23 protein-coding genes are annotated in these 25,832 nt (G+C 39.7%); 4 read left to right on the top strand and 19 right to left on the bottom strand.

Annotated features, from left to right (window positions below; translation table 11 throughout):
* Nucleotides 1-61: 61 nt before the first annotated feature.
* Nucleotides 62-682, top strand: a complete 621-nt coding sequence (locus JMV76_RS04615; protein WP_045443155.1) for a thiol:disulfide interchange protein DsbA/DsbL — start codon at nt 62-64, stop codon at nt 680-682.
* 201 nt (nt 683-883) lie between these two features.
* Here JMV76_RS04615 and yjgA read toward each other — a convergent pair whose 3' ends face one another.
* From yjgA to mazG, 8 genes are all read right to left on the bottom strand, one after another.
* Nucleotides 884-1,402, bottom strand: coding sequence for a ribosome biogenesis factor YjgA (gene yjgA, locus JMV76_RS04610; protein WP_045443152.1), 519 nt, complete (start codon nt 1,400-1,402; stop codon nt 884-886).
* A gap of 100 nt (nt 1,403-1,502) precedes the next feature.
* Nucleotides 1,503-2,468: an RNase adapter RapZ gene (gene rapZ / locus JMV76_RS04605; RefSeq protein ID WP_201501805.1), complete on the bottom strand. Its 966-nt coding sequence runs from the start codon at nt 2,466-2,468 to the stop codon at nt 1,503-1,505.
* Between the two features lie 41 nt (nt 2,469-2,509).
* On the bottom strand, nt 2,510-3,418 hold the full coding sequence (panC, locus tag JMV76_RS04600; RefSeq protein WP_201501804.1) for a pantoate--beta-alanine ligase: 909 nt from the start codon (nt 3,416-3,418) through the stop codon (nt 2,510-2,512).
* 41 nt (nt 3,419-3,459) lie between these two features.
* Complete coding sequence (gene panB, locus JMV76_RS04595) at nt 3,460-4,260, bottom strand: 3-methyl-2-oxobutanoate hydroxymethyltransferase (RefSeq protein ID WP_201501803.1); 801 nt, start codon at nt 4,258-4,260, stop codon at nt 3,460-3,462.
* A 129-nt stretch (nt 4,261-4,389) separates the two neighbouring features.
* On the bottom strand, nt 4,390-4,911 hold the full coding sequence (gene folK, locus JMV76_RS04590; RefSeq protein WP_201501802.1) for a 2-amino-4-hydroxy-6-hydroxymethyldihydropteridine diphosphokinase: 522 nt from the start codon (nt 4,909-4,911) through the stop codon (nt 4,390-4,392).
* Complete coding sequence (gene pcnB, locus JMV76_RS04585; protein ID WP_201501801.1) at nt 4,904-7,183, bottom strand: polynucleotide adenylyltransferase PcnB; 2,280 nt, start codon at nt 7,181-7,183, stop codon at nt 4,904-4,906. The genes folK and pcnB overlap by 8 nt, the downstream gene beginning before the upstream one ends.
* A gap of 166 nt (nt 7,184-7,349) precedes the next feature.
* Nucleotides 7,350-7,649 (bottom strand): ComEA family DNA-binding protein, encoded by a 300-nt coding sequence (locus JMV76_RS04580; protein ID WP_227690096.1) that lies wholly within the window; start codon nt 7,647-7,649, stop codon nt 7,350-7,352.
* A gap of 71 nt (nt 7,650-7,720) precedes the next feature.
* Nucleotides 7,721-8,602 carry a nucleoside triphosphate pyrophosphohydrolase gene (gene mazG, locus JMV76_RS04575; RefSeq protein WP_201501799.1) on the bottom strand — a complete coding sequence of 294 codons (882 nt, stop codon included), beginning with the start codon at nt 8,600-8,602 and terminating at the stop codon, nt 7,721-7,723.
* Between the two features lie 300 nt (nt 8,603-8,902).
* Between mazG and JMV76_RS04570 the strand changes: the two genes are divergently transcribed.
* The gene (locus JMV76_RS04570; protein ID WP_227690094.1) at nt 8,903-10,390 is read left to right on the top strand and encodes a phosphomannomutase CpsG; all 1,488 of its coding nucleotides are present in this window, start codon (nt 8,903-8,905) and stop codon (nt 10,388-10,390) included.
* A 100-nt stretch (nt 10,391-10,490) separates the two neighbouring features.
* Here JMV76_RS04570 and JMV76_RS04565 read toward each other — a convergent pair whose 3' ends face one another.
* The 4 genes from JMV76_RS04565 to galE are packed head-to-tail and all read right to left on the bottom strand — an operon-like array spanning nt 10,491 to nt 15,584.
* The gene (locus tag JMV76_RS04565) at nt 10,491-11,903 is read right to left on the bottom strand and encodes a UDP-glucose/GDP-mannose dehydrogenase family protein (protein ID WP_201501798.1); all 1,413 of its coding nucleotides are present in this window, start codon (nt 11,901-11,903) and stop codon (nt 10,491-10,493) included.
* A gap of 40 nt (nt 11,904-11,943) precedes the next feature.
* On the bottom strand, nt 11,944-13,611 hold the full coding sequence (gene pgi, locus JMV76_RS04560) for a glucose-6-phosphate isomerase (protein ID WP_201501797.1): 1,668 nt from the start codon (nt 13,609-13,611) through the stop codon (nt 11,944-11,946).
* Nucleotides 13,612-13,614: 3 nt separating this feature from the next.
* Nucleotides 13,615-14,499, bottom strand: a complete 885-nt coding sequence (locus JMV76_RS04555) for a UTP--glucose-1-phosphate uridylyltransferase (RefSeq protein WP_201501796.1) — start codon at nt 14,497-14,499, stop codon at nt 13,615-13,617.
* Nucleotides 14,500-14,552: 53 nt separating this feature from the next.
* A complete protein-coding gene (galE, locus tag JMV76_RS04550; protein ID WP_201501795.1) occupies nt 14,553-15,584 on the bottom strand; it encodes a UDP-glucose 4-epimerase GalE in 1,032 nt (343 codons plus the stop codon).
* A gap of 161 nt (nt 15,585-15,745) precedes the next feature.
* Between galE and JMV76_RS04545 the strand changes: the two genes are divergently transcribed.
* Complete coding sequence (locus JMV76_RS04545) at nt 15,746-16,729, top strand: capsular polysaccharide export protein, LipB/KpsS family (RefSeq protein WP_201501794.1); 984 nt, start codon at nt 15,746-15,748, stop codon at nt 16,727-16,729.
* 48 nt (nt 16,730-16,777) lie between these two features.
* Nucleotides 16,778-18,037 carry a nucleotide sugar dehydrogenase gene (locus JMV76_RS04540; RefSeq protein WP_055123655.1) on the top strand — a complete coding sequence of 420 codons (1,260 nt, stop codon included), beginning with the start codon at nt 16,778-16,780 and terminating at the stop codon, nt 18,035-18,037.
* Nucleotides 18,038-18,278: 241 nt separating this feature from the next.
* Here the strand turns inward: JMV76_RS04540 and JMV76_RS04535 are convergent, their stop codons facing one another.
* The 7 genes from JMV76_RS04535 to JMV76_RS04505 all read right to left on the bottom strand — a co-directional run bounded on the left by JMV76_RS04535 (nt 18,279) and on the right by JMV76_RS04505 (nt 25,796).
* Nucleotides 18,279-19,403 carry a hypothetical protein gene (locus JMV76_RS04535; protein WP_201501793.1) on the bottom strand — a complete coding sequence of 375 codons (1,125 nt, stop codon included), beginning with the start codon at nt 19,401-19,403 and terminating at the stop codon, nt 18,279-18,281.
* 122 nt (nt 19,404-19,525) lie between these two features.
* Nucleotides 19,526-20,650, bottom strand: a complete 1,125-nt coding sequence (locus JMV76_RS04530; RefSeq protein ID WP_201501792.1) for a DegT/DnrJ/EryC1/StrS family aminotransferase — start codon at nt 20,648-20,650, stop codon at nt 19,526-19,528.
* Complete coding sequence (locus JMV76_RS04525; protein WP_201501791.1) at nt 20,640-21,203, bottom strand: DapH/DapD/GlmU-related protein; 564 nt, start codon at nt 21,201-21,203, stop codon at nt 20,640-20,642. Before JMV76_RS04525 ends, JMV76_RS04530 begins: the two co-directional genes overlap by 11 nt.
* 19 nt (nt 21,204-21,222) lie before the next feature.
* Nucleotides 21,223-22,137, bottom strand: a complete 915-nt coding sequence (locus tag JMV76_RS04520) for a Gfo/Idh/MocA family oxidoreductase (RefSeq protein WP_201502069.1) — start codon at nt 22,135-22,137, stop codon at nt 21,223-21,225.
* Nucleotides 22,138-22,222: 85 nt separating this feature from the next.
* The gene (locus JMV76_RS04515; RefSeq protein ID WP_201501790.1) at nt 22,223-23,452 is read right to left on the bottom strand and encodes a glycosyltransferase; all 1,230 of its coding nucleotides are present in this window, start codon (nt 23,450-23,452) and stop codon (nt 22,223-22,225) included.
* A gap of 14 nt (nt 23,453-23,466) precedes the next feature.
* Complete coding sequence (locus JMV76_RS04510; RefSeq protein WP_201501789.1) at nt 23,467-24,261, bottom strand: hypothetical protein; 795 nt, start codon at nt 24,259-24,261, stop codon at nt 23,467-23,469.
* Between the two features lie 2 nt (nt 24,262-24,263).
* Nucleotides 24,264-25,796, bottom strand: a complete 1,533-nt coding sequence (locus JMV76_RS04505; RefSeq protein ID WP_201501788.1) for a glycosyltransferase family 4 protein — start codon at nt 25,794-25,796, stop codon at nt 24,264-24,266.
* Between the last annotated feature and the right edge of the window lie 36 nt (nt 25,797-25,832).

Raw genomic sequence — 25,832 nt, 5'->3', positions numbered from 1 at the left:
AAACCATACGATACTAAAACACCTCAACAAACCCTAAGTTTTCACACCTCAAGGATAAAGTATGAAACGTGTCATCACACTGACTGGTCTGGCCATGGCCATTGGACTTGCCACTATGGGCGCACAAGCTGCCGACTATGTCGCCGGAAAAGACTATCGCGTGCTAGACAATCCAGAAAAAATCAGCGGTGATGCTATCATTGTTCGTGAGTTTTTTTGGTATGGTTGCCCGCATTGTAACGTTCTTAACCCGCATATGGAAAAATGGGCTAAAAACAAAGACAAAGACGTTGCCTTTTTCAAAACGCCAGCAGCGCTTAACCCTGTCTGGGAAGCCAACGCTCGTGGTTTCTATGCCGCTCAGCTGCTAGGGTTTGAAGACAAGACTCATGACGCGCTATTTGATGCCATTCACAAAGATGGTAAGAAAATCTTTGACCAATCATCATTAAGCAAATGGTATGCATCGAAAGGCGTTAATGAGAAGAAATTCAATAGCCTTTATAATTCATTCGCCGTTGGTACGAAAATTGGTCGTTCACAAGCAGGTGCTAAGCGTTATCAGCTCTCTGGTGTGCCAGCAGTCGTCGTGCAAGGCAAATACGTTGTAACTGGTGAAAGCGCCACTGTACCTAAAGTCGTTGACTATTTGGTTGACAAAGTGCGTGCTGAAAAGAAATAGGTTAAGTACCAATATAAATTAAGTACCGTTATAAATTAGGGACTAGCATTTATCCACAAGTGCCATTTGTACCTAAATGCTCTCACCCATAAAAAAGCCAATCACGTGATGATTGGCTTTTTGCATTTGCAGACTACATTCATTTATAAGTGGAGATATTGTATAAATAGTGGTCAAAGCTATTTGTACAATATCATCTTATTATTTTTCTTTTTTCAATTGCGACAAAATAGTGACTTCACGAATATAACTGGCTAAGTCTGCTTTAGACTCTGCCATCAGCTCATCATCTTGGGTATGTTTGGCGTACTCAATCCATAACAGTAATTGATACATACTATTTTGTTCAGATGCTTGGTATTGTTTAACGAACTGCTTAAGCGTCCCTTCATCATTAATATTTAAACGCTCAAACCAACTTTCTATCTTTGAGACCTGTTCTTTAGGGAAAAACGCATCAAATAATGCTTTTACCAATTCGTGGCGGTTTTCTTCACTAATCAGCTTACCAACGCGCTTGGTTTGGCGAATACGCGCATTAGCGCTGGTGATATCGGCCAATGCCATGAGTTCTGCCATAAAATAGTCACTGGCTGGCAGATTTTTGAGTTGCTTTTTCGATAAGCTGGCAAGTGGTATCGACAACTTCTGCAAGCGCTCATGGGCCTTTTTGAGTTCAGTGCGCGAGACGCGCATATCCTGTTCTTTCCAGTCAATCATAAAAGCTTTCCAAAATAATAAATAATAAAATTAACAGGGGCATGTCCTCATTTTAGGAATAGTCATAAAAATGAAGATATGCCCCAGTGTTTACCAATAACTACCAACGATTTTTTTCACGATGTTTCGCCAGCACTTTTATACTTTGCGGCATAACATCGGCAAGACGACGTTGTAAATTATCGGTGATGAATACTGAACGATGCTTACCACCAGTACAGCCAATAGCCACTGTCACTGTATGGCGGTTATTGTGTAAAAATTCGGGTAACCAACGGGTCAAAAACTTATCTATATCATCAGTCATCTCAGCCACTTCTGGATAGTCGGCAAAGAATGCGGCAACTTCCGTGTCTAGACCTGTCGAAGTACGCAATTCAGGATTCCAATGTGGATTCGGCAAAATTCTCACATCAAAGACAAAATCTGCATCAATAGGACTGCCATATTTAAAGCCAAAAGACAGCAGATTAATCACAATCTGATTGCCCACGCCGACATGTTCACGCAAGCTGTCTTTCAATTGATGAATATTCAAATTGCTGGTATCAATTCTGATATCGGCATGACCTGCGATAGGCTCTAACAGCTCCACTTCTTTTTTAATCGCGGCAGGTAGATTAAAAGCAATGTGCTTGGCATTATCACTATCGATATCCTGCGACATCAGCGGATGTACGCGGCGTGTCGCATTAAAACGTGCTATCAAAGTGCTTTCTTGCGCGGTCACGTACACTACTTTGACCGCATGCGCCCCGTATGTTTTTTTTAGGGATGCATGCATCTCTGCAAAGTTGGATAGATCCGCTCGCGGTGTTCGAATATCAACACCAAGCGCAATACGACGAATCCCACTTTCATTGACCAATTTATGCGCAGCATCCGGCAATAAGGATAACGGTAAGTTATCAATAGAATAATATCCTAAATCTTCTAAGATATTTAATACTGATGTTTTACCTGAGCCTGAACGCCCTGATACCACTAGGATACTGAGCTTGTCGGTTGCTATTTTACACGCTGCCTGCTCAGATTGACTGTTATTTTCACCCTGACTCACATCCATGATTCACCCATTCTAGTCATTGCATCCTGCAAATTACTATGTCACAACGATTGATCCACCGTCACCAATTGATTGTCTAACAAACGTGCACGTCCCAGCCAAGCAGCGACTAAAATCATCAAATTCTTGTTTTCTGCATTAAAAGTTACAGTATCATTAGTGAGTGACTCTAGCGTATCGGTTTTAATGTCTAAATAATCAATAATGAAGCCAGCATCCGTAATGCGCTGATGCGTTTCTGCTAACAACGACTGAACAGCTTGTTGGCTCTGTTCGCCTTTTTCTAACTGCTTTGCTAAATATTGTAGCGCTTGATGGATAACAGGTGCTACCTCACGTTCAGTGGCACTTAAATATTGGTTACGCGATGAGAGCGCCAAACCATCTGCAGCGCGGACAATAGGTGCCCCTATAATTTCAATGGGATAACTTAAATCACGTACCAATTGTTTAATAATCGCTAATTGCTGATAATCTTTTTGTCCAAAAATAGCCATATCCGGTTGTACAATATTGAACAGTTTAGAGACGACAATACCAACACCGTCAAAATGCCCAGGGCGTGATTGACCACATAATTGAGTGGTAATAGCTCCCGCGAGAACGGAGGTTGGCGGCGGTAAGACTGGGTACATCTCTTCAATACTGGGCGCAAACACATAATCAGTATCGACTGATGCTAGCTTAGCGACATCCTCATCAAGCGTGCGAGGATAACTATCAAAATCCTCTCCCTCGCCAAATTGAGTAGGGTTGACAAAAATACTAACCACCACGATATCAGCATGTTGCTTGGCTATTTTTACTAATTCAAGATGACCAGCATGCAGATTGCCCATCGTTGGCACTAAAGCGATACGCTGTGGGCCATCTTGATTGTCATTTTTTTGTCCACGATAAGACTGTAAAGCCGTACGCAATGCGGAGATATGATGATGAATGATTGGCATGGTTAACTATTCTTCTACTGATAATCGTAAAAACTAAAATGTTAGCTAAACTGGTGCTGCTCGGTTGGAAAACTGCCTTCACGTACTGACTGCTGGTAAAGGGCAAATGCGCCTACGATACTGTGCGCGATATTACGTTCATCGGTCAAAAAGTCATGAATAAAGCGCGGGACACGGCCGTGCGCCATACCTAACATGTCATGCATGACCAACACTTGACCATCCGTATCTGCGCCAGCGCCAATCCCAATAACTGGCACTGCGACGGCTTCTGTCACTACTTTTGCAAGCTCAGCAGGTACGCACTCTAACACTAGCAGCGCAGCACCTGCCGCAACGACTGCTTTCGCATCAGCAAGCAATTTATCAGCCGCTTCGTCACCACGACCTTGGATTTTATAACCACCAAACACATTGACTGATTGCGGTGTTAATCCTAAATGCACACAAGTAGGCGTCCCTGCTTGCGCCAACGTCGTGATTAAATCGCAAAGCTCACTACCACCTTCAATCTTAATCACATGCGCGCCCGCCTGCATCAGCTGGCGACTATTGGCAACTGCTTCTGGTAGGGTGACATAGCTCATAAATGGTAGGTCAGCCAAAATCAGTGCGTGTTTATTGCTACGGGCAATATTGGCTGTATGATAAGCCATGTCATTGACAGTCACAGGTAACGTTGAGTCATGACCTTGCACCACCATACCTAAACTGTCACCTATTAAAATGGTATCAATCTCTGCTTTTTCCATCATGCGTGCAAACATCGAGTCATAGCACGTTAAGCAAGTGAACTTGGTGCCGTCTTTTTTGAATTTTTTTAAAGTAGATAACGTCGTCATATGATCCTCGATTAACCTTTAGTACCTTTAGCTATTATTCTGATTGTGATCAAAACTTTTAGCAATCGTTTGGTATAGGTGATTTACCTTAAAAGAGGTGAACGTTTTCACTCTTTTACAATAGATTGGCTACAGTAATTTTAAGCCTGCCCAATCTTTGCTAGGCGGATAGTCATCTATCGATTTGCCAGCAATGATAAGCGCTGGAGTTAACTCACGCAGTGGTAATAAGACAAAATTACGCTCAAACAATCCAGCGTGCGGTACGGTTAATTGTGGCTCAGTGATTTGCGCCTCACCGTATAACAAAATATCGACATCCAAACTACGCTCACCCCAACGCCGTATTCGTGCACGCTTAGCCTCTTTTTCTAACTGTTGACAGTAAGCAAGCAACTCAAAAGGCGGCAATATCGTCTCAAACTCAGCGACGGCATTAACAAAATCAGGCTGATCTTGCGGTCCCATAGGCGCTGAAGCATAAAACGAAGAAACACGAACCGCACGTATTTGCTTATGCTCTTGCATCGCGGCGATTGCCTGCTGCAAATGTTCTACTGGTGAACCCAAGTCGTTAGACAAATTGCTACCCAAACCTACGTAGCAGGTTACCCAATTCGCGTTGCCCGCATCATTAGTAATATTAGACATTGTCAGTACTAGGCTGGCGACGGCGACGTTTCGATGGGATAGGGCCTTTATTGTCATTTACACTACTCATACCAACATTGCCGTTAGCAGCTTGGCTGGTTTTAGCAGACTTTGCTTCTGTCGCTTTGGCTGGTTTTTTAGTGCTTGCAGGTGTCGTAACCTTCGCCACTTTTTTGCGCTCAGCCGTTTTTTTAGCCGGAATATCTGTTTTATCAGTAGGCTGGGCTGGGGGCTTAGGTGCTTTTTTTGCATACTTTGCTGCAGCTTTAACATCGTTGTTAGTCGTTACTTGCGTCTCTGTGTTACTAGCGAGATTTATACTCTCTACACTCGGCTGACGACGGCGACGCTTATGCGGTATCGGCTCGTTATTCATAATGACGAGCGATGGCGATCTTGCTACCGAGCGAGCCACAGATGAAGGCATAACCTCTGACTGTGTTGCTTTTGGTTGCTGAGCTTGATTTGAGCGATCAGGTTTACTGTCAGCCTTACTACTATAAGAGTTGGCATCAGAACTGGCATCCTGACTTTTTAGCGCTTTCTCAGCCGATACATTCTTCTGAGCAGGTTTTTTCTGTGCTGTCCCTTGACGTCTATCAGGCTTATCGCCATTTGATAGCTGCTTCTGTAATGGCGGCACGACTTTTTCATGCTCAATTACAAAGAGTGGTGCAGGCTTGGAATGATGGCGTTTATTTGCCGCTTGGTTGCTGCTATTGGCAAGGGATAGCAGTCGTAACTGAGCAAGCTCATGGCTGTCTTGACTTACTTGCTGCGATTCATAGTGCTTGTTGTTATTGCCACCAGATTGCTTAACAGAGGCTGATTGACTGACAGCGCGGCGACGGCGTGCTGGAATATTTGACGGGTCATTTACCATATTCTGATCATTCCTACCCTGCTCAGCAGTATCATTGGCTTTGCTGTGCTTGGTATTTTTTTGATGAGATATTGAGTGATCGATGCTATTTGACTCTGAATTTTGACGATTACGCCCACGACCACGCTGCGCTTGTTGCCCTTTTTTATAGGCACCGCGACGAATATTTTCATCAAAATCATCAATGGCTTGCTGCTGCTCTCGTTCAGACAATGTCTGATAAGTCTGCCACCAATCGCCCATACCATTGGTCGACTCTGATAACGGATGCTCAGCATCACCGCATTGCTCACGCAATAACAAAAAGTCAAAACCTGCGCGAAAGCGTGGATGCTCAGAGAGTTGGACGATTTGTTTGCTACGCGGGGCTGCAAGTCTTGGCTGCAATATCCAGATATCACGGATAAACTGCTCTGCAAATTTAGGAATCGCGGTCTTGATACGTTGACGATCAATCACTTTACCAGCGGCGTGCATTTGTGCTTCAGCAAACGGCATATTGCGCTTTTTAGCTTTTGCCAACTGATGCAGATAGTTTTCCCATAATAGCGCAGCATAAAAGAACGCCGGATTGATGCTTTTGCCAGCAGCAATACGTTTGTCGGTATTAATAGCGACTTGATTGACCAGTGCACTCGGCTCAGATGGTGGATAGATAATTAAGCTATCAATCGCCCCTGACTCAAACAATAGCAGCAATAATGGCACCAGATAACCACCGGTAAACATTTTCTGGGTTTCATCATAGAGACGATGCGGTGATATTTGCTCAAGCAATGCCCAGTTGCCATCATGAAACTGATCGGCTAACTCGTCATCAAACTCAAAACCGAGCTTGGCTTTGAAACGTAAAGCACGCAACAAACGTACTGGATCTTCTTCGATACGCACTGGCGCATGGCCGAGCAGACGAATGATTTTATTATCAATGTCGTCAAGCGCACCGCAAAAATCATGAACCACACCTTTAAGCGGTTGATAATAAAGCGCGTTGATAGAAAAATCACGACGAGAGAAGTCTTGTTTGATATCACCCCAAACATTATCACGCAGGATCATACCGTCTTGATTGGTATTAGCATCATTGGTTGGTGGACCACGGAAGGTAGCAACCTCAATCAACTCACGGCCTGAATACACGTGCGCCAACTGAAAGCGGCGACCGATAATGCGGCAGCGCTTGCCAAAGACGTCTTTGATCTCATGCGGCTTGGCATCAGTGACAGCGTCAAAGTCTTTTGGACGTAAACCCAATAAGGTATCACGCACACCGCCACCGACGATATAGGCATCAAACCCAGCTCGGTTTAAGGTGGCAATCACTTCAGTAATGGAATTGGGTAATTCAGATTTATTCAGTTCTAACTGCTTGGCGGCACGCTCGGCCATGCATCTACTCCTCGCCGGTATTCTTTAACCACCCCTGATGAACACAGCGTTTATCAGGCGGATGTACCTGCTAGTTTAACAAATTTTGCGCCTAGTAGGTGTGTTATGACTGATACTTACGTGCTATTTTGTCAATATTGGGGTTAATTAAAGCAAAATACTGCCCTTAATCTTGTACGCGTAAACGTCCTCGATTTTTCTCAACCGTTTTTACGCCAATACCTTTGACCTTTGCTAACTCATCCACTGTCTTAAAACCACCAAACATCTCACGATATAAAATAATCGCTTGGGCTTTGCTGCTGCCGATACCATTTAATGAAACGAGCGCGCCTTCACTAGCACGATTGATATTAATGGTGGCTTGGTCACGTACCTGTATTTTGGCACTTTCTTGCGCCAATAGATATTCATAAGCCCTTTGAGGATTATCAAAACAGGGCGCAGCTTGAACACTGTTCAACATAAAAACCGCCAATATTAGACTGAAAACAGCCATATTGACCAAGCTAACAAACGAGGCCGTATGATAAGCGTTCATGACGATCGTTCATGTTGTTTCGCCGCTTCCCATAACGCATCCATCTCGTTAATATCGCTGTCCTCTAAACACTTATCAGCCGCGGCTAATTGCGCTTCAATATAACCAAAACGTGATTTGAATTTATGCACACACGTTAAGGTGGCTGCTTCTGCATCAAGATTGAGTTTACGCGCCACATTGACGAGCGCAAACATACAATCACCCAGCTCTTTTTCAATATCGCTAATATTGGCTTTGCTTGTGTTATATTCAGCAACATCTTTTGATTTATCTATCAATTCAGCCTTTAACTCGGCAATCTCTTCATCTAGCTTATCAAAAGCACCGCCAACGCCCTCCCAGTCAAAACCTAGCTTTGACGCCTGTTTTTGCACATCTTGCGCTTGCATGAGCGCACTGCCCGCTTTAGTATTGTCTAGACGACGTTTGGGTTTGCCTCGTGCCTCGCGCGCTTGCTGCTCTTCCACTTTAATCTCATCCCAACGAGCTTTTACCGCCGCGTCATCTTCAAGGGTTTCAGCCTCAAACACATGCGGATGACGACGAATAAGCTTTTCTTGTAAAGTGGCGATAACATCGCTCATATCAAAGCGACCTTGCTCCGCATACATCTGACAATGAAACACCACTTGCAGCAGCACATCGCCTAGCTCGCCTTTGATATCCTCATCGTCATTACTTTGTACCGCCTCGCCCAGCTCATAAGCTTCTTCGATGGCATACGGAATAAGGCTGTGATTGGTTTGCTTTTTATCCCACGGACAGTCAACACGTAGCCGTGCCATCAAAGCCAATAAATCGTCTAATTCACCACTGGCGGTTGGCGTTCCTTGTACTGGTGCAGGCGCTGCTACTTTATCGTCTTGATTGCTCATGAGGGATACTCTTACACTTTCGTTTGTTATTAGATATAGTCAGGTCAATATAAAAAAGAGACAGCGTGACTGGTATAAATTTTTCGTAGCCTCTGTCTGCGTAGGCACAGCAAGCAAGAAAAGTTTGTACCAGTCACGCATCATAATGTTGTGTACCCATTTTATTTAGTATCGACTATAGAATTACGTTAACTTCATAACGATTTTCTCGTTAGTGTAGCATTGAACGCTTATTAGCTTATAATTGTGTTGTCCATTTCATTACTTTATCACTGCTTTAGCATAAGGAATTTTATCATTATGTCTACGTCTGCGACCACTAGCTATCAGCCAGCGACTGAATTCAGCCCTATTATTATTGATTCATTTAAAGCTTACGATATTCGCGGCGAGCTGGGGGTTAATCTAAACGAAGATATCGCTTACCGTATTGGTCGTGCCTTCGCACAGATTTTATCTCAGCGTTATCATGCGGCGGTTGAGGCTCATGACAATGATATGGTAACTCTAAAACCTGCCATCGTTATCGGTAGTGATATTCGTCATTCAAGCGAGCAATTAAAGCAGGCAGCTATCAAAGGCATTGTAGATGCTGGTGTCGATGTGATTGACTTGGGCATGAGCGGTACAGAAGAAGTGTATTTTTCCACCAGTCACTATCAGGCGTTGGGTGGTATCGAAGTCACAGCCAGTCACAATCCTATCAATTATAACGGCTTAAAACTGGTCAAAGATCACTCAAAGCCGATCAGTGCTGATGATGGTTTGGCAGAGATTCAGGCATTGGCAGAGTCTGGGCAATTTACCGCTGAAAACCGATCAGGAACATTGCAATTATTGACTGATAAAAGTGCGTATATAAATCATGTCATGACTTTTATTGATACTGATAAACTCAAACCGCTTAAATTAGTAATTAACTCAGGTAATGGCAGTGCGGGACCCGCGGTTGATTTATTGATTGAGAAGCTTGCACAAGCTGGCGCGCCAATTGAAGTGATTAAACTGCACCATACACCGGATGGCAGCTTTCCTAATGGCATCCCTAATCCTATGATTGAAGCCAATAGAGTGGCGACCCAACATGCTGTTTTGGAAAACAAAGCAGACCTTGGCATTGCCTTTGATGGCGACTTTGACCGCTGCTTTTTATTCGATGAACATGGTGAATTTATTGATGGCAGTTACATCGTCGGCATGCTCGCTCAAGCATTTTTGAATAAGTACCCAAATGAGTCAATCGTCTACGATCCACGTGTCATTTACAATACTGAAGCAGTGATTAAGGAACATAACGGTAAGGCTGTCATCAGTAAATCTGGACATTCATTTATTAAGCAAGTCATGCGTGACTCTGGCGCTGTTTATGGCGGCGAGATGTCTGCACATCACTATTTCCGTGACTTTTTCTATTGCGATAGCGGCATGATCCCTTGGTTATTAACCATTGAGCTGTTGTCTGTCACTGGTAAGACTTTATCAGAATTGGTTACTGGATATATTCAAGCCTATCCAAGTTCAGGCGAGCTTAATTTTCGGCTCACAACAAATGATGCGCCAACGATTATTAGCGCTATTGAGGAAAAATTTAGCAGCGAAAATCCGACCAAATCAACCCTTGACGGACTCAGTTTGAACTTTGGCGAGTGGCGCTTTAATCTGCGTGCTTCCAATACCGAACCACTGATCAGATTAAATATTGAAAGTCGTGGCGATAAAGAGTTATTAGCTATTAAAATTCGAGAGATTCAACAGTGGCTAGCGGCACAAGGTGCTGTACCAGCGTAAACGAATACGATTTAATATGGGTGATTTCGATTAAAAACCAAAAAAAGCTCGCTGATAATTATCAACGAGCTTTTTTAGTAACTGAAAAACTTGAATAAAGCTATTTAGACCGACCAATGCCCATATAGTCGCCTACCAGACTATCGATCTGCAATCGTGTCAGTGCATTTTGCGCATCAAATACTGGCATCGCGTGTTGATTAAGCTTAGCGATGTCTAGTTGATCTTGTGGCGACCAACTAATGATAAAAATCGCCTGTGCGGCACTTAGCTGCTGATAAGGATTATTAATCAATTGCAGTAAAGGTTGCTGCTGATAAAGCACAGCGAGTTCGGCCTGCGCTTTGTCACTATAGACTATCGTACGAATATTATAAGACCATAATAACGCTAGTAATGGATGTATGGCTGAGCCTGCAGTACGTCCAGAGCCTGATTTATAACTACCGCCCCAAATCATCACCGTTTTATTGTCAATAAATCCATCAAAGTATTGCCAAAATTTGCGGAATATCAGCTCTTTTTGATCTTCGTTGATGTGCATGACTGACTGCAAAAGCGGCATATTTAAACTGTGCATTTGGCTGGACTGCTGTAACTTCGCCAATTCGATGGGTAGTGTGTTACCACCAAAGCCCCAGCCTGCTTGCAGATAACTGCTGCCGACCCGCGCGTCTAGCCCTATGATACGACTGACTTGCTTGATATCTACCTGTTGACTGTCCGCCAAGCGTGACATCTCATTCATAAAACTCACTCGCGTCGCCAGCATCGCCATGATACTGCTACGGGCAAACTCTATCGTTGCGATATCAGCGTGATGAGCGGCACGCGCATGCTGCATTAACGGCTTCAATACTTCTAGATGCTGGCTACTGTTGGCTGTTTTTTCACCAAGCAACCACAGTGAAGGATTTAACATTGAGCTATAGGCATCGCCGTCTTGCAAGAATACGAACGGCACATAATAGACCCACGCGCGCTGCAAATTTTGCGCCAGTGCTGAGACCACCCCTAGTTTCTCAATGCCACTTATAATCACGGGTAGCGATTGCTGATGGCTGTGGTTGAAGGCAGTAATCCAGCTGGCTTCTGCCCATACTGGCTTGATACTGTCTAAAAATAACCAATACAACGCAACGGTGCTTTGGTCGTCAATCTCATTGCTCTCATTGATGTGACGACTGTCACTAAAATTTGTCGTTTCATAATATTGTATTAACGTGTCAGCGCTAGCTGGTAATGCTGTACTGATAATAACCTGCTGCTGCTCATACATCTGCCACAGTGCTTGTAAATGATGCTCAAAGCCGTATTGTTGTATTTGCTGCGTCAATAGCTCACTATCTGCATAAAGATGCACGCGCTGACCTAGACTTGCCAGCACCACGGCGCTAGTAATGGCCTCAATGCTATGACCAATAAGCACACAAACTTGCTTGCTTGCAGTGCTATGTGGTTTAGATTCATGCGTATATTTAGGTGTATTGTTATTTATAGAAACAGCGCTCATGCGTTCACCTTTAATGATTATCGACTTAGTAGCAAAACGATCAAGACAACTGCTGAATATGTTTTAACAGCTGGTTAGTGGAGCTGTCAAACTGACTCTCACCTGCTTGCTGCATGGCTTGATGTACGGACTCCGCCATCTGCTTACCCATCTCAACGCCCCATTGATCAAACGGGTTAATATCCCAAATGCTGGCCATGACATAGACTTTATGCTCATAAAGCGCAATCAGTGCGCCCAAACTGTGCGGCGTCAGTTCGTCGATCAGCAATGTCGTTGATGGCTGATTGCCACGGTAATATTTGTATTTATCAGCGGCAGAAGCTACTTGAACCTCAGACTCTTGGAGCGCCGCATTACCAAAAGCCAGCACTCGGCTCTGTGCTAGACAATTGGCTAAAGACAGCTCATGCTGCTGCTGTAATGGCGCATTTTGCGATTGACCACTATAACGGCGCACACAAGCAATAAAGTCACAAGATACTTGCTGTGTGCCTTGATGTAGCAGCTGATAAAAGGCATGCTGAGCATTGGAGCCAATCTCGCCCCACAGAATCGGACAGGTATCATAATCAATATGATCCCCGTGTTGGGTGACCGATTTACCATTACTCTCCATCTCAAGCTGGGTTAAGTAGCTTGGTAAATAGCTGAGACGACCATCATAGGGCAATACGGTATGAGCATTTACCTGTAAAAAGGTACTGTTCCAAACAGCAAGCAAACCCAACAATACTGGTAAATTTTCTGCAAAACCTGCTTTGGCAAAGTGCTGATCCATACTATGCGCACCAGCTAATAACGCTTTAAAACCAGCCATGCCAATACGAATGGCAATCGCCAATCCAATCGCTGACCATAAAGAAAAGCGCCCGCCCACCCATTCCCAAAGCTGCAATTGATGCTCAGGATGAATACCCCACGCACTCATTCTTTCACTATTAGCGGAGATACCAATAAAGTGGCGGCGTAGCACACTGTCTTCAGTACCTGCACGCCGCTTGGCAGTGGCAAGCAGCCATGACAATGCTGTTTTAGCATTAGATAACGTATCAACCGTACCAAATGATTTGGACGAAATAATAAACAAGGTGGTCTCAGGATTGAGGTGCTTGAGCAAATTATCAAGCTGAGTACCGTCCATATTAGAGACGAAATGTACTTCAATGTCGGTATCTGCCCACTCATCTAGCGCGGTCGTCGCCATAAGCGGCCCAAGGTCAGAGCCACCAACACCAATATTGACCACATCCGTGATGGCTTTACCAGAAAATCCGCGCCATGTACCACTACGGACACGTTCAGATAAACGTGCTACTTGCGACAGACTATCATGCACATCAGCGACGACATTTTGTCCATCAACGTCTAGTTTGGCAGACTCTGGCAATCGTAGTGCTGTATGCAAGGCAGCACGCTCCTCGCTAGTATTGACCATCGCACCTTGCATAAGTGCATCAATCCTTGTGGGCAATTCACAGCTTTCTGCTAGCTGCAAAAGACTTGCCAGTACCTGTTCATCAATACATTGCTTGCTATAGTCCATATATAGTGCACCAACTTGAGTGCTAAAACGACTCGTGCGCTCAGTATCTTGCGTAAATAGTTTATCCAGCGACCATGGCTGTGCCGCTAATTCTTGCAATTGCTGCCAGTACTTAGAATTTCGAGCACTACTATACTTGTTATTATCTTTCGTATCGCTCATTGATTACTCTTCATTTGCTAATTGCTGCTCGGCAAAATAGATAAATGCTTGCATGTATGAGCGCATATCGCCTGCATCATAGCTGTCGCCGCGCATGGTCGTGACATTCACGCCGTATTCACTAATCAGTGCATCAATAGCATCGGTCAGCTGAATTTCACCACCGACCGAGGCTTTGGTATTGGCCAGATAGTCAAAAATGTGATTGCTAAAGACATAACGACCAACAACTGCTAATTTCGAAGGAGCATCGGCTAAGTTGGGCTTTTCTATAAATCCCGCGACTTTAAAGCTGGCATTTATATTTGCTTTATCATCTTCCCTATTCACTTCACTAAACGCTTCATTCAATTTGGCAATACCATACTTATGCACATCTTCATCAGCGACTTTATCCACCAATATCTGTGAATGGTTGTCTTCAGCAAAAGCATCAATCATAAAGGCTAAGTTATCAGCAGCCATATCGCCCGTAAAAGGATCAAGCACAACGTCGGGCAATAATACGGCAAAATCATGCTCACCAATAATGGGGCGAGCCGCGAGTACCGCATGACCTAAACCTAACGCCTTGCCTTGACGTATCATCGAAACCGTCACATCGTCTGGCAGCCAGTTTAAGCTATCGGCTAGCTCATCTTTACCTTTATGACGCAGCTGGTTGTCCAGCTCAGCATTGATATCGAAGTAGTTTTCAATCGCGCTCTTTTGTGCATGACCAACCAAGACAATATGCTTAATACCAGCGGCAATTGCCTCTTCAACCACATAGTGAATAGCGGGACGATTACCAAGTGGCAATAGCTCTTTTGGCACAGATTTAGACAATGGCAACATACGGGTACCAAAGCCTGCAACAGGGATAACAGCGTGGGTGATTTTTTTCATAATTTTTAAACTGTATTAAAAGAGAATAAGATAAAGGTTATATTTTATAAAAACTAAGCTAGATTATAGCCATTCGGATTCATACTTTGCCAACGCCAGCTATCTTGGCACATCTCAGTAATTGATAATTTTGCTTGCCACTCTAACAGGTTTTTCGCTTTATCAGCACTGGCATAGCAACTGGCAATGTCACCTGCGCGGCGGTCTGCGAATTGATAAGGAATTGGTTGTCCAGAAACTTTAGAAAATGCCGTTACTAACTCTAATACAGAAGTCCCTTTACCAGTACCTAAGTTAATGGGTAAAAATCCTACTGGTGCCACTTGTTGCTCTAAATAATTTAACGCAGCGACATGACCTTGCGCCAAATCAGTGACATGGATAAAATCACGCACGCCAGTACCATCAGTAGTTGGATAGTCATTACCAAAAATATTAAGTTTGGCAAGCTTACCAACAGCGACTTGCGAGATATAAGGCATCAAATTATTTGGGATATCATTAGGGTCTTCACCAATCTGCCCTGATGGATGCGCTCCTACTGGATTAAAGTATCTAAGAGGTATCAGGTTCCAACTGTCATCGGATACGGCAAGATCTTCTAATATGTGCTCGACCGTCAGTTTACTTTGTCCATAAGGATTGGTACAAGAGCGCTTTGAGTTCTCATCGATAGGTAGCGTTTCGGGATCACCATAAACAGTCGCAGAGGAAGAAAAAACGAGGTTTTTGACATCATACTCAGTCATCACTTCTAGCAAGGTAATGGTACCACTGACGTTGTTATTGTAGTACAGCAATGGCTTGGCAACAGATTCTCCAACCGCTTTAAGACCTGCAAAGTGAATGACGCCAAAAAACTGATGCGTAGCAAATACTTGCTTGAGTGACTCAGCATCGCGAATATCGCCTTCGATAAACTCAATAGGTTGGCTAATGAGAGCTGAGACACGATTGATCGATTCACGGCTACTATTAGATAAATTGTCATATACGACAATATCATAGCCTGCTTCATGCAAGGCGATACAGGTGTGTGTACCAATATAACCCGCACCGCCTGTGACTAGTATCTTGTTTTTCATAATATCGACCTATTATTTTTTAAAGCTATTATTTTTCGAAGTAGATATTCGTTTTTACTCGTAAATGCAACTATACTGGGAACGATAAAACATTGCCAACGTAAATGCCCCAATCATGCCTATCTGCTCTTCAACTATCAATCTAAGCCAGCCAACATATTATGAAATTTAACGCTTACATCCAACCGCTACTATTCGGTTATTATAAACATAATCGTCAGCCAAAACAGCGTTTGGCGTTAGTCGTTGGTATGCTGCCATGGCAAGACTTGGTTGGTGACTGGGTATTGGAGTCATCACATGTTCAAATACAACGACATTTTGATAAGCGTTACTTTGCTACGTGGTTAAAGCCATTTATCAAGCGTGTAAACCCTGTTATCTATATTTGGGGTTATAAAGCGCCTGAGTATTTTATTGATTATATCCGCAAGCAAGGTCTAGATATTTTCTTTTTAGAAGACGGATTCATTCGTTCTGGCCCTGATGATGAATCAGGCGCTCCACCATTGTCTATTGTAATGGATAGCCAAGCGCCCTACTTCGATACCACTCGCCCAAATGACTTAACTGACCTCATAGCAAACTTTAATTTTGAACAGGATGGCTATGATAAGACATTGGCTCAAGAGATACTTGATTATTATGTGTCACATCGCGTGAGCAAATACAATCATCAGCCTTATGTCGATATAGCACCAATATATGGCGTTAAAGATAAAAAGCGTATTTTGGTATTAGGTCAAGTGCCGCATGATGATTCATTAAAGTACGGCGGCGGCATTGGTATTACATTGCTTGATGTGGTCAATCAGGCAATTGCAGAAAATCCTGATGCACAAATTATAGTCAAACCACATCCAATGACGCTTGATGATCACTCTATCGTTGATGAACTCACTGAGCTAGATTGCCTAATCCTTAACCAGTCTATTCATTTGGTCGACGCGTTAGAGACAGTCGATCACGTATATACGATTACGTCTTTGGGTGGATTTGAGGCGTTGTTAAGAGGCAAAAAGGTCACCGTATTAGGGCGACCTTTTTATTACGGCTTATGCTCTGATGATATAAAATCAAACACACCGTTACTTTCTCAGCTATTTTATATCTGCTATTATGCCTACAATCTTAATTATCACTAAAGTAGCCAAACACTCTTATCTAATTAATTCATACAAAAAGGTCATTCGATGAATTCCAAAAAAATCGCCATTATAGGGTTAGGTTACGTAGGTCTACCACTAGCTTGTGCGTTTGCAAAAAAATATGACGTTATAGGCTTTGATATAAATGAAACACGTATTAACGAGTTATCTAATAATATTGATAAAACTAGAGAAGTGACTAGCGAATATCTCAAAAACACTTCTCGTCTTACTTTTACTTCTGACACTAATGACCTAACCGCAGCAAACGTATTTATCATTACCGTACCAACACCAATTGATGATAATAACTTACCAGATTTGTCCCCATTGGTTAAAGCTTCTCAGATGTTAAGTAAAATTATTAAGCGAGATGATATCGTTATCTATGAATCAACAGTATATCCAGGTGCTACAGAAGAAGTTTGTATTCCTGAGCTAGAAAAATCCAACTTAAAGTTAAATATAGATTTTGGTGTTGGTTATTCTCCAGAACGTATTAATCCAGGCGACAAACTGCGCACAGTAGAGAACATATTAAAAGTCACTTCAGGTTCAAACCCTTACTACACAGACATAGTGGATGAATTATATAGCTCAGTAATTACTGCTGGCACATTCAAGGCTTCCTCTATAAAAGTCGCAGAAGCATCTAAAGTTATTGAAAACACTCAGCGTGATGTCAATATTGCTTTGATAAACGAATTGGCCCTTATTTTCAACGAAGTTGGTATCGACACTCATGAAGTCATAGAAGCTGCTGCTACTAAATGGAACTTTATCAAGCTTATGCCTGGTTTAGTAGGTGGGCATTGTATTGGCGTAGATCCTTATTACTTGGCACACAAAGCATCATCTTTAGGATTAAATCCCAATTTAATTTTGACTTCTCGCGCAATCAACAACTCTATGAGTAAATTCGTTGCCGAACAAACCATCAAAAAGCTTATCTCATATGGAAAAAATATCAAAGATGCCCGTATTTTACTTTTAGGTGTTACCTTTAAAGAAAACTGTCCAGATGTCAGAAATACTAAAGTAACAGATATTGGTATTGAACTTGAGAAATATGGGGTAAGAATGACTTATTCCGATCCTTGGGTTACTGAAGAAGACTGGAATAGCCTAGATGTTGATTATATCGACTATGAAGATATTCAAGAGAATAGTTTTGACGCTGTTATTGTAGCTGTTAACCATTCAGATTTTGTTGGTGAAGATGACAGAATAGATGGATTTTGTACTAAGCCTAAAGTAGTTATCGATGTTAAAGGTGCATTAGTAAATCCAGACTGGCGTTTATAAGTACGTTATATCTCTGTAGGAAAGTAAGATAGTTAAAACTATCCTTACTTTCTTATTAATGTTATGGTTTTTAAAGTTCAGTATCTTTCTCGTTTCTCACAAAATGCAAACTTACTATAGTAAAAGGTCAAATCTAGACTATAGGCTCTTATCTTCTATAGCTTCAGCTATTTTCACTTTCATAGCTTGTTGCATAGCCACATATTCTATATTACTTATACTATTTAAAAATCTATATGAGTTATATCAGAAAAATTAAACCACATCCATATTTCTTTACAATGCTCCCTAAATAAGTTTTATCATATACTATAATAGGGCATTCGACAGCTTGAGCTTGGAAAAATTTATTAGGTAATGCATATCTATAGCTAGGATGGTTGGGATTTATCAAAATTAAAAAGAAGGGATATTGATATTTCCTAATTTTTTTTAGCAATATAGATTGATAATCCATCCCTTTAAAAATTGTAAGACGGTAGAGATTACTATTGTTCTCTAAATATGATATGGCTTCTTCATTGTAATTACATGCAATTATTAATATGTCGTATTTATAAGACAGTCTGGCAATATCGTCTAATCCACGGTCTATTGATACATTACCTATGTATATCAATAAATATTTATCTTTCTTACTTTCGGAATCAAAGGAAATATTTGTATTAAAAAAATTCTTATTATAAATAGCTTTTATTTTTGATCTTCTGAAATTATACATAGTAGAAAGAGTGTCAGCAATATACTTACTTATCGTAATGATATTTTCCCGCTTACGCAGCTCTTCCATCTCTTTAAGATAGATATAGAAAGACCTCTGAATCGAAGCTTTGTTTCGATTTCTAAAGACCTCAAGTTCATGGATATCGTATATATAATCAACTTCACTATGGGAGTCAACACTACTTGTCGATATTAAATTATTGCAAATCACACAAGTATAACTAGAAGTATCAATTTTCTGTGTTAGAGAATAACTATGATCGTTATATATTCCCTGCTTTGCTTTATTTCTAAACGCTAAGAATGGATGATGTATAACAACTAATATAAAAAACCATGGTAAATATATAATATTTTTCAAGGTTTTCAAATGTAACGCTTTCAACATATCCTTTTTTTGACTATTTGTATAATTATTATCTGGCTTTACTTTTAAAATAGTTATGTTTTTAGTTGTTCGCTGTAGGGCTGTTAGTTGATTCAAAACCCGTATATCAGTTCTTACATCTTCATCTGTGACAATTAATACACGCTCTAAATTAAAATTGGAAAAATAGTTAAAAAAATCTTCAACTATAGGAGCTTCAGGCCTTTCTGTAGTGAGATGAGCAATCTCATGAAGATTTATTTTTTCAATCAGCATTAATATACAACCTACAGCACTTCTAGAAATCTATGGAATAGTAAAAATTAGCACAGAAAGCTCGAGAAAAAATATCCATTACGAATTTCTTTTCAGGAAAACTGTCTACCGTTTGGTCATTATCAATTATAAAAATTTGATATCTTACTATAGATATAGCCAACTTCTTCGTCTGTTAAATAAGCGTGCATCGGAAGACTGAGTACTGAACTAGCAAAATTTGTAGAATTTTTCAATTCACCAATTTGATACTTCAAGAATGAGGCTAGAGCTTTAGTCTGACTCATTGTTTTAGGATAATATACTGTAGTTGGAATACCCTGACTCTTAAGGTAAGCCATTAATTCTTCTCTTTTATCTACTCTCAAAGTGTATTGTGCCCAACTACTAGTATAGCCTGGTGTAATCTTGGGCACTATAACGCCTTTAACATCTTCTAAAGCAGAAGTATACATGGCTGCTATTTCATTCTTCTTAACTACTTCTTTATCAAATATCTTGAGCTTTTCGAGCAAAATGGCAGCTTGGATAGTATCAAGTCTACTATTATACCCAATATTAACATTTTCGTATTTGTGTGATCCTTTGCCATGTACTCGCAATGACTTGATATGCTCTGCCACATCTATATTATCGGTAAATATAGCGCCTCCATCACCGTAACAACCTAAAGGTTTCGCCGGGAAGAAGCTAGTAGTACTTATGTCTCCAAAACTGCACGCCCTATTATTATCTATCTTACCTCCGAAACCTTGAGCGGCATCTTCAACATGCCATAATCCATGCTCTTTCGCCAAACGATCAATTTCATTATGATTGGCAGGAAGTCCAAAAAGATCAACACTCAGAATACCAGCTAAATTTTTATTACTATTCTTTAATGTTAATATTTTTTTCTCTAAATCTAGAGGGCAAATATTGTATGTATCATCAATATCTACAAATATAGGAATAGCACCCAATTCTGCAATAACCTCAGAAGTTGCAAAAAATGTGAAGTCCGTGGTAAGTACTAAATCACCTTTCTTAATTTTAAGCGCTATCAAAGCTAAACGAATGGCATCCGTGCCATTGGCACATAAGAGACAGTATTTCCTACCTGTATATTCAGATAATTGCTGCTCTAAATCCAAGCATTCTTGACCCATAATATATTGGCCAGCTCTCAATACCCGAGATATAGCTTCATTGACCCCTTTTTCAATTTTTTGCTGTTGGCGCTCTAAATCTATAAAGTTAATTTCCATTATTACTCTCGAAGTCATCAATTAGCTGTCTAAGCTTTAAATCATTAATTTCATTTCGCTCTAAACCTATCTTATTTATACCTATTTCTTTAGATGGGTTCCCTGCATAAATACGGCCTGGTAAGATTCTGGCCTTCTTCGTTACTACCGTTCCCATACCAATCATGGCATGAGAACCAATCCGCTGCCGAGGGTGTACAATGGCACCCATCCCTATATTAACGAAGTCTCCGACTTCTACGTGCCCACCTAAGCAAGTATGCGCAGAGATTATAGACCGTTTGCCAATTACTACGTCATGAGCTATATAAGCAGCTTTCATTAAAAAGCTGCCCTCCCCAATTACAGTATCTCTACGAGAGCCTGCATCTATAGTAACATTACCAGTAAGAACAACATTATCTTCAACCTTAACAGTATAACCTACACTTTTACCGAACCCTTCTTTGTACTCAGCGGGGAAACCGATAGTACAGTTTGGGCCTATATATACATTATCACCTAAGATAACGTTTTCATTAATAACAGCAGAGGGATGAATTGTATTGCTCATAAGTATGCCTATAGCTTATTTAAGAAACCATTGACTGATTTCTAATTGATTCTGTCATTTCAATACAACAAACGGCTTCTTGTGCACCAAAACCTCTTCCTTCAAGTATTTCTTTATAACTTATTGTATGTAAATCAGTGAAACCTTTGGAGAACTCTACTAACTCATCACCAATTTTTATTGCACGGAAAGTTGGCTGCTTACCTTTAACTTCTTCAGGCAAATCATCTGAATTGACCGATAGAAACCAGTTTACATTCGCATTTTTAAATTTCAACATACCTTTTGAAGAGTGCGAACCTTGAAAATCATTCTCATTAATAATTGGCTCACCAAATAGGTGATGCAGAAGATCAAAGAAATGCACACCTATATTTGTCGCTATACCGCCCGATTTATTTATGTCACCTTTCCAGCTCTCTTGGTACCATTTACCACGAGACGTAATGTACTGTATCTCGCAATCATACTGCTTATCAGGATTTTCCAGCAACTCTTGATCAATTTGAGACTTCAAAGAAATAACAGCATCATGTAAACGTAACTGAAGAATGTTATAAAGACGTTTTCCTGTTTCTTGCTCTACCAACTGTATTTCTTCAAGATCTTCTTTACTTAAAACTAAGGGCTTCTCACATATGACGTCACATCCCATTCTTAATGCAAGAGTTATATGCGATAAGTGTAGATAATTGGGAGAGCATATAGATATATAGTCAACTTTTGTAGCCCCATTTCTTTGCAGCTGATATATATAATGGGAAAAACGTTCAAACTCAGTAAAAAATTCCGAATCAGGTGAAATGCTATCAATAACGCCTACAGAATCGGATTTATCATAAGCCGCAACTAAAGTGCCGCCTAATTCTTTAATAGCCTTCATGTGACGTGGTGCTATATAACCTGCTGCTCCAATTAAAGCAAATCTTTTCATTAAATTTCTCATTTTAGTCATTGAAATATTTTATATTAAACATACAGATAAAAAATTATTATAGCAGTACTTTATGTTAAGTAATTCAGATAATATCACTATCAGATAAACCATCTATATAGCTGAGTTGATCTGGTTTATTCACCATACCTTCGAGACCTAGATACGAAATTTCTTCATTTTCAGCATTCAATACATCTAAATATCCCCAGTTGAAGAATTCTGTGTAAAATATAACTTTATAATCTTCTTGGATATTTAAATTTTGTTTAGTAGTAGGTTCTAAGAAATGAGACAAGACAACAGAAACCGGATTAATAGAGTCAAACGTTACTTCCCCTACTCCGTCTATAATATTTAAGACTTTTTTATATTCAACATTTATCATTTTTTTTAAATAATCTTTTTTAAACTCTAAATTCCTAGCTTTATGTAAGAACGGTAGTAATTTTTCAAATTCATTATGTGGCAAATAATATGTATTACCTGCAACTTCAACCCTATTTTCAGTTTGAATTGCCGGATTAATAGAAGATTTGATTTTTTTCAACCTTTTAATAGCAGAACTTATAACAAAAATTATTCTAGTTGACTTATCATATTTATAGTAGCCACTCTCATACTCTTTAGGCCTAAGCTGCCTAGGCATAACTGTCTTTTTTCTAGTAGAGTCTGAATGATCTCTATAATCGACGACTATATTACTAATGTACCCTATTTTACCCAAGTGGGCTAGACGAATCCATAAATCAAAATCGGCGGCTGAAGAAGCAAAATGAGGTGGCATACCAATTTCTTTGAAAATAGATTTTCTGAACATTACTGCGCAACCATTTATAAAACAACCGTATTGTGCAAAGTTTTCAACAGTTGCTTCATAACTAGGAATAAATATAATTTGTCTTTCATTATTGACTGAATAAATTGCAGCGCCGCAAACTCCTACCCAGTTTGGATTTTCATCTAAAGCTTTTGCCATCACTTCAATAGAATTATCTAAATGCAAATCATCAGAAGATAAGACTGCAATATAACTACCTTGTGTATTTTTAATAGCAGTATTAAAAGTGTGTGATGATGCTGTTATGCCCGATTGATTTTTTCTAACGTACACTGTATTTGGATAAAGATCTATTAAAGACTTAATATCAATTTTTGAACCATCGTCAACGATTACGTGCTCATAGGAGCTATACTTTTGCCTACTTACAGAATCAAGATTTTCTCTAAATAATTGTAATCGGCTATTATTACCATCTACATAAACATAGGTAATTATACTAACTTTGATATCTTTATTTTTTACTACTGACATAGTTTTTACTCTAATTAGCTAAGTAATTCAATCAAACTGCTTTGCAATAAGCCTCTATCAACTAAATTTTCATTTAAAATTCGATTGATATGTTCATCGCGCATTTTTAATTTCCCAGATACAAAATCGGAAAAATTGAAATTCAAGTTATTAATATTAGAATCTTTGAAATCAGTTGTTAGTATAGGTTTGTTTAGATAATTACTTATTTGATATATTATAGAATCTGGACTTATATTATAATTTGCTAAACAAAAGTCTGATTTTTCTAAAGCAAAAATGTAGTCGTAAAAGCTAAACTCAGAATCTAAAAAGAAACTTTGTATAGGTTTATGTGACTCTAAGCTAAAGTTAAAATTCTTCAAACTATTTCGACTATTTATTGTAATATATTTAAATTCAGAAGTATTCAACACCCCAATCTTTTTATGAAAGTACTGATCTAAACATATATTTTTTTTCATAGCTTCTATTTTTTTAAATTTAGTCGCTAAGAAACTTAAAGCTTCTTTACATAAATTTTTGTCTACTATATCATTAACATCTGAGTAGTCAAAACATATAGTTTTTTCTAAACAGCCTAACCTGATAATATGTTCAAGAAATCTTATAAGGCCCTGTGTATGGTAGACTAGAAATATACTAGGGAAGATCAAGACTTTCTGATAACCATTATTATGATTTACTAAATAGTTTTCATTTGTAATCACTTCTACTAAGTTAGCAGAACCCCCATTATTTATAATAATAGCAGCTAAGTTCTCTGCAAAATATTTTTCATACTGCGTATACAAAATTTCAATTTTCATAATTATCTATTCATAGTTTCAAGGATTAGATTTAATGTCTGTTTAGCTGTTTTCTCAAGACCAAAATCTTCTCTAAATTTATGTATTATATTTGAACGAACTCTATCAAAATTTTCATTATCTCTAAGTATACTTTGAACCATACTATCAACATCACTATAAACATAGCCAGGGTATATTTTACTAGCTGCTTCGAATTTATCCAACATAGACCATTCTTTGATTACAGGAATAGCGCCAGTAGCCGCTCCTTCACATACAGAGACAGATTGACTTTCTCTATTTGAACAGTTGATTACAAATCCAACGTCCTTGTACCAAACATTCATATCATCAACAAAACCTGAAAACTCAATATTGCTTGAAAGTTGAGCAGCTTTTCCTTCAAAGAGCTTTTGATAGGCTTCTTCGATTTCATTAGTAGGTTTATTAAAAGGTAATCCTGCAAATTTCATTTTGAAACGAGAATCTATACTAACTAATTTCTCAAGGACTTGTAGAGCCAATAGCGGATTCTTATTAGAATCCCCCCACTGGACCATACCTATATGAAATCTAGCATTAAATGTTTTTGATGTTTCAAAATTTGAGAAATCAATATAATTTCTAATTAAGTGATTATTGGTATCGTCAAAATCTCTAAAATTTTCAAAACTTTCTAATGCAATTTCCTTAATATGTTCACCAACAAATATATTTTTGTCAATTCTTTCAAAATCAATAAAATGTGGCCAGTACGTAAATGCTTCATATGCATGACATCGTGTAATGAGCTTAGTATTATCGGGAAGAAATCTAGATGCCCAGACCGTAGGGTGAACCCACCACTCTGCCCAAACGATATCTGCCCACTGTATAGTTTCGTAATTTCCTGGAAAAAAACGTGCAAAAGAAGAAAACACTTTATCAATATCAGAGGCTGACTCGCCTCTCCCTACTAATTGGCCGTGCGTATGCAAGTGGTCCAAAGATGGAAATTTTCGATGCTGTGCAGAAAAACCTCTACTAATCTCTGTAAAGCTTACTTCTCTAAACTCAATATATTGTTTTACTATTTCGGATTGATAGAGGGGCTTCATAAAATGAAAGTTCTCAGATAGCACTGCAACTTTAATCTTACCTGTCTTACAGCTGTTCACCTTACTAAAATGGCGCACTATAGTATTGTTCTTTTCAATCTTTAACCCTTTTCCTAAATCAGAATCCAATAAAGGATTCCAAAACCCTTGTAAACTTTCTTCATTAGCTTTAAAGACTCTTTCATTGAGCAGTGGATATATATCACCATCATATTTCAGTTGGTACATCTGTTTCGTATCATTGATAAATTTATTAGCAAAAGATACAGGGCTTGAAATATCTTCTTTAGAATACCTATTAGAAGTAATGTTAGAATTTTTAGTACTAACATTTAATACAGGAAACATTTTATGCGTTTTCGAGAATCTTTTATTATAAGAGTCAATAAAAAATAACTTTGGATTTCTTAGTAATTTTTTCATTTTTCTAACGGTAAAAAATTTATTATCTTTCACTTGTAGTCCCATGATTCTTATATAGTGAGTGGCTTA

This window comes from Psychrobacter cibarius, assembly GCF_904845955.1.
GTDB classification, from domain to species: domain Bacteria; phylum Pseudomonadota; class Gammaproteobacteria; order Pseudomonadales; family Moraxellaceae; genus Psychrobacter; species Psychrobacter cibarius_B.
This window is presented reverse-complemented; position numbering and strand designations above follow the sequence as displayed.